The sequence below is a fragment of the Phyllobacterium calauticae genome (assembly GCF_019991125.1).
Lineage (GTDB): Bacteria > Pseudomonadota > Alphaproteobacteria > Rhizobiales > Rhizobiaceae > Phyllobacterium > Phyllobacterium calauticae.
In genome coordinates, this window is record NZ_JAGENB010000006.1 from 55,645 (window position 1) to 68,624 (window position 12,980).

At 58.9% G+C, this 12,980-nt stretch carries 13 protein-coding genes; all 13 read right to left on the reverse strand.

All coding sequences use genetic code 11. From position 1 onward, the window contains the following. Positions 1 to 966, reverse strand: a complete 966-nt coding sequence (gene lipA, locus J1W56_RS19670; protein WP_130269307.1) for a lipoyl synthase — start codon at positions 964 to 966, stop codon at positions 1 to 3. A 14-nt stretch (positions 967 to 980) separates the two neighbouring features. Continuing rightward, positions 981 to 1,259 (reverse strand): GlsB/YeaQ/YmgE family stress response membrane protein, encoded by a 279-nt coding sequence (locus J1W56_RS19675; protein ID WP_223614997.1) that lies wholly within the window; start codon positions 1,257 to 1,259, stop codon positions 981 to 983. Between the two features lie 15 nt (positions 1,260 to 1,274). Continuing rightward, entirely contained in the window at positions 1,275 to 1,538 is a 264-nt protein-coding gene (locus tag J1W56_RS19680) for a hypothetical protein (protein ID WP_374042734.1), read from the reverse strand. A gap of 22 nt (positions 1,539 to 1,560) precedes the next feature. Next, positions 1,561 to 3,006, reverse strand: coding sequence for a dihydrolipoyl dehydrogenase (gene lpdA / locus J1W56_RS19685; RefSeq protein ID WP_223614998.1), 1,446 nt, complete (start codon positions 3,004 to 3,006; stop codon positions 1,561 to 1,563). Positions 3,007 to 3,029: 23 nt separating this feature from the next. Continuing rightward, positions 3,030 to 3,668 (reverse strand): SGNH/GDSL hydrolase family protein, encoded by a 639-nt coding sequence (locus tag J1W56_RS19690; protein ID WP_223614999.1) that lies wholly within the window; start codon positions 3,666 to 3,668, stop codon positions 3,030 to 3,032. A gap of 8 nt (positions 3,669 to 3,676) precedes the next feature. Then, the gene (locus J1W56_RS19695) at positions 3,677 to 5,008 is read right to left on the reverse strand and encodes a pyruvate dehydrogenase complex dihydrolipoamide acetyltransferase (RefSeq protein ID WP_223615000.1); all 1,332 of its coding nucleotides are present in this window, start codon (positions 5,006 to 5,008) and stop codon (positions 3,677 to 3,679) included. A gap of 16 nt (positions 5,009 to 5,024) precedes the next feature. Further along, positions 5,025 to 6,419 (reverse strand): pyruvate dehydrogenase complex E1 component subunit beta, encoded by a 1,395-nt coding sequence (locus tag J1W56_RS19700; protein WP_223615001.1) that lies wholly within the window; start codon positions 6,417 to 6,419, stop codon positions 5,025 to 5,027. 13 nt (positions 6,420 to 6,432) lie between these two features. Continuing rightward, a complete protein-coding gene (gene pdhA / locus J1W56_RS19705) occupies positions 6,433 to 7,464 on the reverse strand; it encodes a pyruvate dehydrogenase (acetyl-transferring) E1 component subunit alpha (RefSeq protein ID WP_223615002.1) in 1,032 nt (343 codons plus the stop codon). Positions 7,465 to 7,592: 128 nt separating this feature from the next. Next, positions 7,593 to 7,925, reverse strand: a complete 333-nt coding sequence (locus J1W56_RS19710; protein ID WP_223615003.1) for an FtsB family cell division protein — start codon at positions 7,923 to 7,925, stop codon at positions 7,593 to 7,595. Positions 7,926 to 8,107: 182 nt separating this feature from the next. Next, the gene (gene eno, locus J1W56_RS19715) at positions 8,108 to 9,385 is read right to left on the reverse strand and encodes a phosphopyruvate hydratase (protein ID WP_223615004.1); all 1,278 of its coding nucleotides are present in this window, start codon (positions 9,383 to 9,385) and stop codon (positions 8,108 to 8,110) included. A gap of 142 nt (positions 9,386 to 9,527) precedes the next feature. Then, the gene (kdsA, locus tag J1W56_RS19720; protein WP_223615211.1) at positions 9,528 to 10,361 is read right to left on the reverse strand and encodes a 3-deoxy-8-phosphooctulonate synthase; all 834 of its coding nucleotides are present in this window, start codon (positions 10,359 to 10,361) and stop codon (positions 9,528 to 9,530) included. Continuing rightward, the gene (locus J1W56_RS19725) at positions 10,358 to 11,254 is read right to left on the reverse strand and encodes a VOC family protein (RefSeq protein ID WP_223615005.1); all 897 of its coding nucleotides are present in this window, start codon (positions 11,252 to 11,254) and stop codon (positions 10,358 to 10,360) included. The genes kdsA and J1W56_RS19725 overlap by 4 nt, the downstream gene beginning before the upstream one ends. A gap of 55 nt (positions 11,255 to 11,309) precedes the next feature. Then, positions 11,310 to 12,938, reverse strand: coding sequence for a CTP synthase (locus J1W56_RS19730; protein ID WP_223615006.1), 1,629 nt, complete (start codon positions 12,936 to 12,938; stop codon positions 11,310 to 11,312). Positions 12,939 to 12,980 lie beyond the last annotated feature (42 nt).

Here is a 12,980-nt window from a genome sequence, read left to right on the forward strand (position 1 = left end):
TCAGCTTCTGTTGGCGTGCAGCGCCTCGCGTGCAGCCTTCAGCTTGGCGAAATCATCACCCGCATGGTGCGACGAGCGTGTCAGCGGGCTCGATGCAACCACCAGGAAGCCCTTGGTCTTGGCGATGGTCGCATAGGACTTGAATTCGTCTGGCGTGACATAGTTGAGAACCGGATGATGCTTGCGCGTCGGCTGCAGGTACTGGCCGATGGTCATGAAGTCGACATTGGCCGAACGCAGGTCGTCCATCAGCTGCAGCACTTCGTTGCGCTCTTCGCCGAGGCCGACCATGATGCCGGATTTGGTGAAGATGGTCGGATCGAGTTCCTTCACCCGCTGCAACAGGCGGATGGAATGGAAATAACGGGCGCCCGGACGCACCTTGAGATAGTTGGAAGGCACCGTTTCCAGATTGTGGTTGAACACATCGGGGCGCGCGGCAACGACGATCTCAAGCGCACCGTCCTTGCGCAGGAAATCCGGCGTGAGGATTTCAACCGTTGTGCCAGGAGAAATCGCGCGGATCGCGTTGATGACGTCGGCAAAATGCTGGGCGCCGCCATCGGGAAGATCGTCGCGGTCGACCGAGGTGATGACCACATGGGTCAGGCCCATCTTCTTGACGGCCTTGCCGACATTCTCCGGCTCGTTCGGATCAAGCGCCGTCGGCAATCCCGTTGCGACGTTGCAGAACGCGCAGGCACGTGTGCAGATCTCGCCCATGATCATGAAGGTGGCGTGCTTCTTGTCCCAGCACTCGCCGATATTCGGGCAACCAGCCTCTTCGCACACGGTCACGAGGCTGTGCGAGCGCACGATCTCGCGCGTCTCGGCATAGCCTTTGGAGACCGGCGCCTTGACGCGAATCCAGTCCGGCTTCTTCAGAATTTCCGTATCCGGACGATGCGCCTTTTCCGGATGCCGCAGGCGCCGCTTTTGATCGATCGTATCGAGAACCGTTACCATCAGGACTTCCTAGTTTAATTCGAGGATCTGGCTTTGCCAAAAATCCACAGAATGATAATTGCGCCCGCCGTCGCAACAATCAGATTTCCAAAAAAGCCGTAAAAGTTGAAATTCAACAATCCGGCCAGCGTGCCACCCACGAACGATCCGGCAATACCAACAAGAATATTGGTGAACAAGCCATGATTGCGGCTCATCGCCTTTTCCGCGATATATCCGGCGATGAAGCCGATGACCAGCATCCCGAAGAAACCGACACCGGGCATGCTCATGATACCGACTGGCTGATCCATCTTCCCTCGCTCGCCCTATCGTCCTGATGCAATCGCAATGGCACGAAACACCAGAGCCCATATAGCACCGAAAAGAAAACCACCCAACCCGCAGGCAAAAGTCACTACCCACACACCGGTCCAGCCGCCGATGGCCGTGCCATTGATGGATATGGTGTTGCCGGAAACCAGACTCAAGGCAGACGCAGCAAACCCCAATGCAAGACCCAGCAGGGTCGACCATTTGAGGATTGCCCACGACAGGCGAATCCAGGGTTTGCTGTCCTTGATGGTGACCAACGGACCGGAATTCCTTTCGTTATCAGGCGTTCAGTGCACGTCCATAGGCATCCAGCACGCTTTCCTTCATCGTTTCCGACAGGGTCGGATGCGGGAAGATCGTGTGCATCAGTTCTTCTTCGGTCGTTTCAAGGTTCATCGCAACCACAAAACCCTGGATCAGTTCCGTCACCTCAGCACCGACGAGATGGGCGCCGAGGAGCTGGCCGGTCTTCTTGTCGAAGACGGTCTTGACCATGCCCTGGTCTTCACCCAGCGCAATCGCCTTGCCATTGGCCACGAACGGGAAACGGCCGACGCGGACGTCATAGCCTTCCGCTTTCGCCTTGGCTTCGGTCAACCCAACGGAAGCAACCTGAGGGTTGCAATAGGTGCAGCCCGGGATCTTGGCCTTGTCCATCGGATGCACGTTCGGCAGTCCGGCGATCTTCTCGACACAGATCACAGCCTCGTGCTCGGCCTTGTGCGCCAGCATGGGCGGTCCGGCGACGTCGCCGATGGCATAGATGCCGGGAACGTTGGTCTTGCCATAGCCGTCAATGACGATGCAGCCGCGATCGGTCTTGATGCCAAGTGCCTCAAGGCCGATGTTTTCAATATTGCCCTGCACGCCGACAGCCGAGACCATACGGTCCGCGGTGATTTTTTCGACCTTGCCGTCCTTCTTTTCCACATGGGCGGTGATGGAATTGGCTGACTTCTCGACCTTGGTCACCTTGGCATCGAGAATGATCTTCATGCCCTGCTTTTCGAACTGCTTGCGGGCAAAGTTGGCAATCTCGGTGTCTTCAACCGGCATGACCTGCGGCATGACTTCGACGACGGTCACGTCAACGCCCATCGTGCGGTAGAACGATGCGAATTCGATACCGATGGCACCTGAACCCATGACGAGCAGCGATTTCGGCATTTCTTCCGGCTTCATCGCCTCGAAATAGGTCCAGATCAGCTTGCCATCCGGCTCGATACCCGGAAGCGCGCGCGGACGGGCACCGGTGGCGATGATGATATGCTTGGCCGTATAAGTGCCCTCGCCCAGGGTATTCTTGGGCAGCGGCGCCTGCGGCTCGACCGGCTTCTTGGTGGTCTTGGACACGACGATCTCGCCAGGCTTGGTCAGCTTGGCCTCGCCCCAGATGACATCGACCTTGTTCTTCTTCATCAGGAAGCCGACGCCGCCATTCATCCGCTCGGCAATGCCGCGCGAGCGTGCAACGATGGCCTTGAGGTCAGCAGTCACGCTGCCTTCGATCTTCAGGCCGTAATTCTTCGCGTGTTCGGCGTAATGAAAGATTTCCGCCGAGCGCAGCAGCGCCTTTGTCGGTATGCAGCCCCAGTTGGAACAGATACCGGCGAGATGCTCGCGTTCCACGATGGCCGTCTTCAATCCCAGCTGCGCGGAACGGATAGCGGCGATATAGCCGCCCGGGCCGGAACCAATGATGATCACGTCGTAATTATTGGCCAAGTCTCGGTCCTCCTAAGACTGAACTAAATATCGAGTATGCCTCGAACGATTGGTGCAATGGCCTTGCCGATTGCCCGTGTATTGTCTGCATCCAGATGCACGCCATCGACCGGCGATGTCTTCGCCACCGATCCCGCATCGAAAAACGCGCAATCGGCCTGCCGGGCGGCATCTTCATAAAAGGCGGCGAGCCGGCGCGACTGTTCGATGCCCTGCTCGAACACCAGCCGGAATTCCGGACCGTCCGTCTCGCCCAGCGCCGGCGGTGACATGATCAAAATCCGCGGCGCTTTCGCATCAAACTGGTACAGCGCAGTACGGATGATCTCGATCAGCCGCTGCATGCCGCGCTTGGCGCCCTGCGCATTGCCGCAGATAAAGCTCTTCATGTCGTTGGTGCCGAGCATGACAATCACGAGGTCGAGCGGAAAATGCGTGCCAAGCGCGGTGGTCAGCGTCTTGGCAGCATTGCGTTCAAACCCCGAGAGATGGTCGTCGAAGGCGGTTGTCCGCCCGTTCAGGCCATCCGCGACAACATTCACGCTGCCGCCAAGCTCTGCCTGCAAAATCTGTGGCCAGCGATCGCCCAGCGCATGGCGACCTGACCCGTCGGGAATGTACCCCCAGGTCAGTGAATCGCCATAGCAGAGCACCGTTTTCATCGTCGGCCTCAGACCAGCATGCCCATCGGGTTTTCGATGTGGCGCTTGAAGGCCTGAGCAAGCTCGGCACCCAAGGCTCCATCGACGGCGCGGTGATCGGTCGAAAGCGTCACGGACATGACCGTGGCGACCTTGATCTCACCCTTCTTGACGACGGCCCGCTCTTCACCCGCACCGATTGCCAGAATGGTGGCATGCGGCGGGTTGATGATGGCGGCGAAGTCCTTGACGCCGAACATGCCGAGGTTGGAAACCGCTGTCGTGCCGCCCTGGTATTCCTCGGGCTTCAGCTTGCGGTCGCGCGCGCGCTTGGCCAGGTCCTTCATCTCGTTGGAGATGGTGGACAAGGTCTTTTCCTCGGCCTTGCGGATGATCGGCGTGATCAGGCCGCCGGGGATCGACACGGCAACGCCCACGTCGGAATGCTTGTGCTTGACCATGTTGGCTTCGGTCCAGGACACATTGGCGTCCGGAACATCGCGCAGGGCCAGAGCCATCGCCTTGATGATCATGTCATTGACGGACAGCTTGTAGGCGGGAACGTCGCCCTTTTCCGTCTTGCGCATCGGCGATGCCGCATTGATCTGGGCACGCAGCGCCAGCAATGCGTCGAGTTCGCAATCGACCGTCAGATAGAAATGCGGAACGGTCGACTTGGCTTCCAACAGACGCTTTGCAATCGTCTTGCGCATGCCGTCATGCGGCACGAGCTCATAGGAGCCTTCCTCGAACAGTTTCAGCACCGTATCGTCCGACATGGGCTTGGGAGCCGCTGCCGGCGTGGCCGCTGCAGCTGCCGCAGGTGCCTTGGCACCACCGCCGGAGATTGCTGCCTCGACGTCTTTCTTGATGACGCGGCCATGCGGGCCGGAGCCCGTTACAGCGGAAAGATCGATACCGGCGTCCTTGGCGATGCGGCGGGCCAGCGGCGACGAGAATGTCCGGTCGCCGGACTTTGCCGGAGCAGCAACTGCGGCGGCTGGTGCAGCCGGTGCTGGCGCCGTTTCCTTGGGGGCTTCGGCCTTGGCAGGCGCAGGTGCGGCTTCTGCTTTCGCGGGAGCTGCGTCGCCGCCCTTGGCAGCAGCACCGACATCTTCGCCGTCCGCCGCCAGAATGGCGATCAGCGCATTGACCTTGACGCCTTCCGTACCGGCGGGAACCACGATCTTGGCGACCGTGCCTTCGTCGACCGCTTCGACTTCCATCGTTGCCTTGTCGGTTTCGATCTCGGCAATCACATCGCCGGGACCAACCTTATCGCCTTCCTTGACAAGCCATTTGGCAAGATTGCCCTCTTCCATCGTGGGAGAAAGAGCCGGCATGGTGATATTGATCGGCATATCGATTTCCTCCCCTTTACGCTGTGTATGTCACAGCTTTGACGGCCTCGACGATTTCTTGAACGTTCGGCAATGCCAGCTTTTCCAGATTGGCGGCATAGGGCATCGGAACGTCCTTGCCGGCAATCGTCAGGATCGGTGCATCGAGATAATCGAAAGCCTGCTGCATGACGCGGGTGGCAATTTCCGTACCGACCGAGGACTGCGGATAGCCTTCCTCGATGGTGACGCAGCGACCGGTCTTCTTGACCGATTCGACAACCGTCGGAATGTCCATCGGGCGGATGGTGCGCAGATCGATGATCTCAGCATCGATGCCGAGCTTGGCCAGCTCTTCCGCCGCCTTGACCGTGTAGTTCATGCCGATGCCGAAGGAGACGAGCGTAACGTCCGTGCCCTTCTTGTGGATGCGGGCCTTGCCGATCGGCAGGACGAAATCATCGAGCTTCGGCACATCGAAGGAGTGACCGTAGAGGATTTCGTTTTCAAGGAAGATGACCGGGTTCGGATCGCGGATCGCAGCCTTGAGCAGACCCTTCGCATCGGCAGCCGTGTAGGGCATGACGACCTTGAGGCCCGGAATATGGCTGTACCAAGCGGCATAGCACTGGGAGTGCTGGGCCGCGACGCGGGCAGCAGCGCCGGAAGGACCACGGAACACCATCGGTGCGCCCATCTGGCCGCCGGACATATAGAGTGTCTTGGCCGCCGAATTGATGATCTGGTCAATCGCCTGCATGGCGAAGTTGAAGGTCATGAATTCAACGATCGGGCGCAGGCCGGTCATGGCAGCGCCAACACCGACGCCGGCAAAGCCGTGTTCGGTGATCGGCGTATCGACAACGCGGCGCGGGCCGAATTCGTCGAGCAGACCCTGGGTGATCTTGTAGGCGCCCTGATATTCGGCGACTTCTTCACCCATGATGAAGACGTTGGGATCACGGCGCATTTCTTCCGCCATGGCGTCGCGCAGCGCTTCGCGCACGGTGGTGGAGACCATCTCGGTGCCTGCCGGAATATCCGGATCGGCGGCAACTTCGGTCTTCGGCGCTGCCGGAACGGTCGCAGCGGGCTTTGCAGCCTCCGCTTCCTGCTGCGGGGCTTCTTCCGCCTTGGCAGGCGCTTCAGCGGCTGCAGCCTTTGGCGCGCTGGCGGCATCGGCGCTTTCACCGTCGCCCAGGAGAACGGCGATAACGGTGTTGACCTTCACGTTGTCGGTGCCTTCGGCAATGAGAATCTTGCCGATGGTGCCTTCATCGACCGCTTCCACTTCCATCGTCGCCTTGTCGGTTTCGATTTCCGCGAGAACGTCGCCGGAGGTGACCTTGTCACCTTCCTTTTTCAGCCATTTCGACAGTTTGCCCTCTTCCATGGTCGGCGAGAGCGCTGGCATCAGAATATCTACAGGCATGGTTGCGCCTCCCTTAGAGCAGAATGTCGGTATAGAGCTCGGATGCATCCGGCTCCGGATCGGACTGGGCGAAATCCGCTGCGTCGGCAACGATGTCGCGAACGTCCTTGTCGATCTTCTTCAGGTCGTCCTCGGTGGACCAGCCCTTGTCGATCAACCGGCTCTTCACCTGCTCGATGGGATCGTGTTCGGAGCGCATCTTCTGCACTTCGTCCTTGGAACGGTACTTGGCCGGATCCGACATGGAGTGGCCGCGATACCGGTATGTCTGCATTTCCAGGATCATCGGGCCCTTGCCGGAGCGCGCCCATGCGGTGGCTTCTTCGCCAGCAGCCTGAACGGCGCGGACATCCATGCCGTCGACCTGAATACCGGGGATATTGAAGGAAATGCCGCGACGGGAGAAATCGGTTTCGGCCGAAGCGCGGGAAACCGCCGTACCCATGGCGTAACGATTGTTTTCGATGATGTAGATGACCGGCAGCTTCCAGAGCGCCGCCATGTTGAAGCTTTCGTAGACCTGGCCCTGGTTGGCCGCGCCGTCACCGAAATAAGCAAGGGAGACATTGCCGTTGTCGCGATAGCGATTGGCAAAGGCGAGGCCCGTACCGAGGGAGACCTGCGCACCGACGATGCCGTGACCGCCGTAAAAGTGCTTCTCTTTCGAGAACATGTGCATGGAGCCGCCCTTGCCCTTGGAAAGGCCGCCGCGGCGTCCGGTCAGCTCGGCCATGACGCCCCGGGCGCTCATGCCGCAGGCCAGCATGTGGCCGTGGTCGCGATAACCGGTGATGACCTGATCGCCTTCAACCAGTGTCGCCTGCATGCCGGTCACAACAGCTTCCTGACCGATATAGAGATGGCAGAAACCGCCAATGAAACCCATACCGTAGAGCTGGCCGGCCTTTTCTTCGAAACGCCGGATCAGCAGCATTTCGCGGTAGGCGTAGAGCTCCTGCTCCTTTGTGTACTCGATTGGTTTTGGTGCTTTGACAGCAGAGGTCTGCGCAGAACGCGCAGGGCTTTTTTTCGCCCTCGTAGCCATATCTCACTCCCTGTTATTTTGTCGGACGACAATAGCAGCAGGAGCAGAACTTACAATATGCAGAATTGAATAAGAGCTATGCAAATAAGACGTTCAAAATGCACGATAAAAAGTGAATTAACCTGAATTCAGTTAATAGTTAAATCACCCGAGCCACGCATAATTGTGACTTCGTCCGGCCGCGATACATTCAACGCCTTGCGGGCCTGTTCATCTAACATGTCCCGCTCGATTGTTCCATCATGCATAAGTTGTACTTCCCGTTCAAGCTCCGTGCGCGATGCCTTGACCGCGTCGTACTGGGCGCGCAGCAGCCGGGTCTGATCCTGCAGCTTGATGGTGGAGTAGAGACCGTATTCGCCGTGATAGGCATGGAAACCGAAATAGGCGAAAAACATCGAGGCAAGGATCGGCACGACAAGCCGTCCGCGATTGGTTTTCCGTCTCTGTTTTGTCCACATGGCAAATGACCCGAAGGGATGCGGAATCAGGTCACGATGGCCCGATTAGTCACACGGCCATAAAACAATGTTTTGCTTAACAGCCGATTAAATTTGCCGTTCCGGCTGCTCTGGGGCAGCCCCACCAAAACAAAATGGCAGGCACAGGGCCCGCCATCTCAATCGCTCGAATGTGATGCGTATCAGAGGCTGCGGAAAATGCCGCGGCCGGCATAACGGGCCTGCGGTCCGAGTTCCTGCTCGATACGGATCAGCTGGTTGTACTTGGCGATCCGGTCGGAGCGGGAAAGTGAGCCGGTCTTGATCTGTCCGCAATTGGTGGCGACGGCGAGATCGGCAATCGTCGAGTCTTCGGTTTCACCGGAGCGGTGCGACATGACGGCCGTATAGCCTGCGCGATGCGCCGTATCGACCGCGTCGAAGGTTTCCGACAACGTGCCGATCTGGTTCACCTTGACGAGAATGGAATTGGCCACGCCCATCTTGATGCCATCGCGCAGACGAGCCGAATTGGTGACGAACAGATCGTCGCCGACGAGCTGGCACTTGTCGCCGATGAGGTCAGTCAGGTATTTCCAGCCTTCCCAGTCATCTTCGGACATGCCGTCTTCGATGCTGATGATCGGGTAGTCAGCCGCCAGCTTGGCCAGATACTTTGCCTGGGTCTTCGGATCGCGGCTCTTCTTCTCGCCTTCATAGACGTAATTGCCGTCCTTGAAGAATTCGGTTGCAGCGCAATCGAGACCGATGGCGATTTCTTCGCCCGGCTTGAAACCGGCTTTCTCGATGGACTCCATGATGAAGTCCAGTGCAGCCGGTGCCGTCTTCAGGTTCGGCGCAAAACCGCCCTCGTCGCCCACATTGGTGTTGTGGCCGGCATCCTTCAGGCGCTTCTTCAGCGTGTGGAACACTTCCGCACCGTAACGCACGGCTTCGGCCAGTGACGATGCGCCAACCGGGAGAATCATGAATTCCTGAAAATCGATGGGATTGTCGGCATGCGCACCGCCGTTGATGATGTTCATCATCGGCACCGGCAAGACATGGGCGTTCGGTCCGCCGAGATAGCGGTAGAGCGGCAGGCCGGAGGATTCAGCGGCGGCCTTGGCAACGGCGAGCGATACGCCGAGAATGGCGTTGGCGCCAAGACGGCTCTTGTTCGGCGTGCCATCGAGATCGATCATGGTCTTGTCGATGTGGATCTGGTTTTCCGCGTCGAGACCGCCGATTGCATCGAACAGCTCGCCATTGACGGCATCGACAGCCTTCAGAACGCCCTTGCCGAGATAGCGTGTGCCACCATCGCGCAGTTCCACGGCCTCATGTGCACCCGTCGATGCGCCGGATGGGACCGCCGCGCGGCCCAGTGAGCCGTCTTCGAGAATGACATCGACCTCAACAGTCGGGTTCCCGCGACTATCCAGAATTTCACGGCCAATAATATCGACAATAGCAGTCATAAGGCTTTTCCTTCAATTTGCATTGGGCAGCATTCGCCACTGGAATAGCGAATGAAGATGACAAGGAAAATCCCCATGAAGACGAATTGTTGCTCAAAACAGAAAAAAGGCCGTCAGAGACGGCCTTTTCCTGAAAATCAGATCATGCCGACTTGGCGATCCGGTCGAACTCCAGCAGCTTTTCCAGTAGACGCGGCATCTGGTCGAGCGGCACCATGTTCGGGCCGTCCGATGGCGCATTGTCCGGGTCCTGGTGCGTTTCGATGAACACGCCGGCCACGCCGACGGCAACGGCGGCACGCGCCAGCGTCTCGACAAACTCGCGCTGCCCGCCGGTGGAACCGCCCTGCCCGCCCGGCTGCTGCACCGAATGAGTCGCATCGAAAATCACCGGCGCGCCGAAGCCCGCCATGATCGGCAGCGAACGCATGTCCGATACCAGCGTGTTGTAGCCGAAGGATGCGCCGCGCTCGGTCACCATCACATTCGGGTTGCCGCTTTCCGTGACCTTGGCAATGACGTTCTTCATATCCCAGGGTGCAAGGAACTGGCCCTTCTTGATGTTGACCACCTTGCCGGTCCTGGCAGCAGCGATCAGCAGATCCGTCTGGCGGCAGAGAAACGCCGGGATCTGCAGCACATCGACGACTTCGCCCAGAACCGCGCACTGCTCTTCCGTGTGAACGTCGGTCAGCGTCGGCAGTCCGAACTCCTTGCGGATATCGGCGAAAACCGGCAGCGAATTTTCAAGGCCGAAGCCGCGCTTGCCGGTCAGCGACGTCCGGTTGGCCTTGTCGAAGCTCGACTTGTAGACCAGTCCGATGCCGAGCTTGCCCGTCAGCTCCTTCAGCGCGCCCGCCATGTCGAAGGCATGCTGGCGGCTTTCCATCTGGCAAGGCCCGGCAATCAGCGAAAACTGCGCGGTATTGGAAAAGGCAACCGGGCCGGCGGAGACAGTGGAATTCAGGGACATCAGGCAGCCTCAAATACAATGGCAGCGCCCTGTCCCGGTGCCCTATGCACAATCAGGCGGGAGCCGCGCTTTTCGGTGGAGATATTGTTGTTGGCGAGCAGCGTTTCAACCGCAGCCAGATCGCGAACTCCGACAACAAAGGCCTGCAAGCGCAAACCCCGCTCGTTTTCCGGCGCATCCAGACCGAGAAAGGATCGAAGGCCGGCAGGCGTCAGCACGGTGATATTGGCATTGGCAGCACGGATATCCATGCCGAAGGAATGGGCATTGACGTCGCGCTGGTTGACCAGTTCCTGCAAGGGATACTGGAAATCCGTCGGATTGACTTCCGACAGCACGATCTCACGCAAGCCTACCGCACCATTCCTGTGAGTCTGCAGGGCCGTGCGATCCACTTTCGGTGGATTGACACGCTGGCAGGTAAAGAAGAAGGCATCGGGAGCCCGCAGGTCCGCGGCAAAGGCAAGACGGAACCCCGCCACGCCTTCCGCACCATCCGGTGTTTTGAAGCCGCGCGAAAATTCCAGCATCCGGCCGGCCGATATACCGGATTTTACAAAAGCATCGTGATCGGCGCCGGCATCCTGCGTTCCCATGACCAGGGCGGAAAAACCGTCCTGGCCCTGGCGGAAACGGTAGGCCTGATCGCGGGCGACGAAGACATTGCCGTTGCGCGCCTCGGTTTCACAGGTCTCGCGCTGGGCGATGGCCAATGGTTCCAGAAACGTGTCGTCACTGAAGAAGATGCAGGCGTTCTCGGTGCCGAACGGATGGATACCGGCGGGCGCAACGGTAAAGCCGAGCGCTTCCAGACGCTGGCGCGCCGTATCGAGGTCCACCGTCGGCAGAACCAGATGATCAACAGGTCGGGGCGTGCGCGGAGTTGCTATGGTCATGGGAGAAGGGTGTGCCTCAATGCGGACTGCAATTCAAGCCACACCCCATATTGTTTCAAACGAGCCGGCTCTGGTCCATGGCCGCCCGGATGAACGAAGCGAACAGCGGATGCGGTTCGAATGGTCGCGACTTCAGTTCCGGATGGTACTGGACGCCGATGAACCATGGATGATCGGCATATTCGATGGTTTCCGGCAGAACACCATCCGGCGACATGCCCGAAAACACCAGACCGCAATCTTCCAGACGGTCCTTGTAATCGATGTTCACCTCGTAACGGTGGCGATGCCGCTCGAATATATCGGTCGAGCCGTAGATGTCGGCAATCCGCGTGCCGGATTTGAGCATGGCTTCGTAGGCGCCCAGACGCATGGTGCCGCCGAGATCGCCAGCCTGCGTGCGCTTCTCCAGCATGTTGCCCTTGAGCCACTCGGTCATGAGACCGACGACCGGTTCATTCGTCGGGCCGAATTCGCTGGACGATGCCTTCTCGACGCCTGCCAGCGAACGGGCCGCCTCGATGACCGCCATCTGCATGCCGAAGCAGATACCGAAATACGGGACCTTCTTCTCACGGGCAAATTTTGCCGCCAGAATCTTGCCTTCCGAGCCGCGCTCGCCGAAGCCGCCCGGCACCAAAATGCCGTGTACCTTCTGCAGATAGGGCGTCGGGTCTTCCTGTTCGAAGATTTCCGATTCGATCCAGTCGAGATTGACCTTTACCTTGTTGGCCATGCCACCATGGTGCAGGGCTTCGATCAGCGACTTGTAGGCATCTTTCAGGCCGGTGTACTTGCCGACGACGGCAATCGTGACCTCGCCTTCCGGATTGTGGATACGCTTGCTGACCTCGTCCCAACGCTCCATGCGGGGCTTTGGTGCAGGATCGATCCCGAATGCCGCCAGAACTTCCGAATCGAGGCCTTCCCTGTGATAGGCCATCGGAACGTCATAGATCGTATCGACGTCGAGCGCCTGGATGACCGCGGACGAGCGGACATTGCAGAACAGCGACAGCTTGCGGCGTTCCGATTCCGGAATCTCGCGATCCGCACGAATCAGCAGAATATCCGGTGCGATACCGATCGAGCGCAGTTCCTTGACGGAGTGCTGGGTCGGCTTGGTCTTCAGTTCACCCGCTGCGGGGATATAGGGCATCAGGGTCAGGTGGATATAGACAGCGCTGCCGCGCGGCAGGTCGTTGCCGAGCTGGCGGATCGCCTCGAGGAACGGCATCGCTTCGATATCGCCGACCGTACCACCGATTTCGCACAGCACGAAATCGTAATCCTCATTGCCGTCGACGATGAAATTCTTGATCTCATCGGTGACGTGCGGAATCACCTGAACGGTCGCGCCGAGGTAGTCACCCCTGCGTTCCTTCTCGATGATGTTGCGGTAGATGCGTCCGGTGGTGATATTGTCCTGCTTGTTGGCAGGACGCCCCGTAAAGCGCTCGTAATGACCAAGATCGAGGTCAGTTTCAGCGCCATCGTCGGTCACAAAGACCTCGCCGTGCTGATACGGCGACATCGTGCCGGGGTCGACGTTGAGATAAGGATCAAGCTTGCGAATCCGTACACGGTATCCACGAGCCTGAAGGAGGGCTGCCAAAGCAGCTGCGGCGATGCCTTTTCCGAGGGAAGAAACCACGCCGCCAGTGATGAAAACATATCGGGCCATGGGCTTATCTCGTTAGTCCTTTGTGAGTGATTTGGCCACAAA

What these genes read in the sequence shown, in the direction of transcription:
- J1W56_RS19730 (WP_223615006.1), bottom strand. Translation starts at nt 12,938, where the DNA reads ATGGCCCGATATGTTTTCATCACTGGCGGCGTGGTTTCTTCCCTCGGA.
- J1W56_RS19700 (WP_223615001.1), bottom strand. Translation starts at nt 6,419, where the DNA reads ATGCCTGTAGATATTCTGATGCCAGCGCTCTCGCCGACCATGGAAGAG.
- lipA (WP_130269307.1), bottom strand. Translation starts at nt 966, where the DNA reads ATGGTAACGGTTCTCGATACGATCGATCAAAAGCGGCGCCTGCGGCAT.
- pdhA (WP_223615002.1), bottom strand. Translation starts at nt 7,464, where the DNA reads ATGGCTACGAGGGCGAAAAAAAGCCCTGCGCGTTCTGCGCAGACCTCT.
- J1W56_RS19675 (WP_223614997.1), bottom strand. Translation starts at nt 1,259, where the DNA reads ATGGATCAGCCAGTCGGTATCATGAGCATGCCCGGTGTCGGTTTCTTC.
- J1W56_RS19690 (WP_223614999.1), bottom strand. Translation starts at nt 3,668, where the DNA reads ATGAAAACGGTGCTCTGCTATGGCGATTCACTGACCTGGGGGTACATT.
- J1W56_RS19695 (WP_223615000.1), bottom strand. Translation starts at nt 5,008, where the DNA reads ATGCCGATCAATATCACCATGCCGGCTCTTTCTCCCACGATGGAAGAG.
- J1W56_RS19710 (WP_223615003.1), bottom strand. Translation starts at nt 7,925, where the DNA reads ATGTGGACAAAACAGAGACGGAAAACCAATCGCGGACGGCTTGTCGTG.
- eno (WP_223615004.1), bottom strand. Translation starts at nt 9,385, where the DNA reads ATGACTGCTATTGTCGATATTATTGGCCGTGAAATTCTGGATAGTCGC.
- J1W56_RS19725 (WP_223615005.1), bottom strand. Translation starts at nt 11,254, where the DNA reads ATGACCATAGCAACTCCGCGCACGCCCCGACCTGTTGATCATCTGGTT.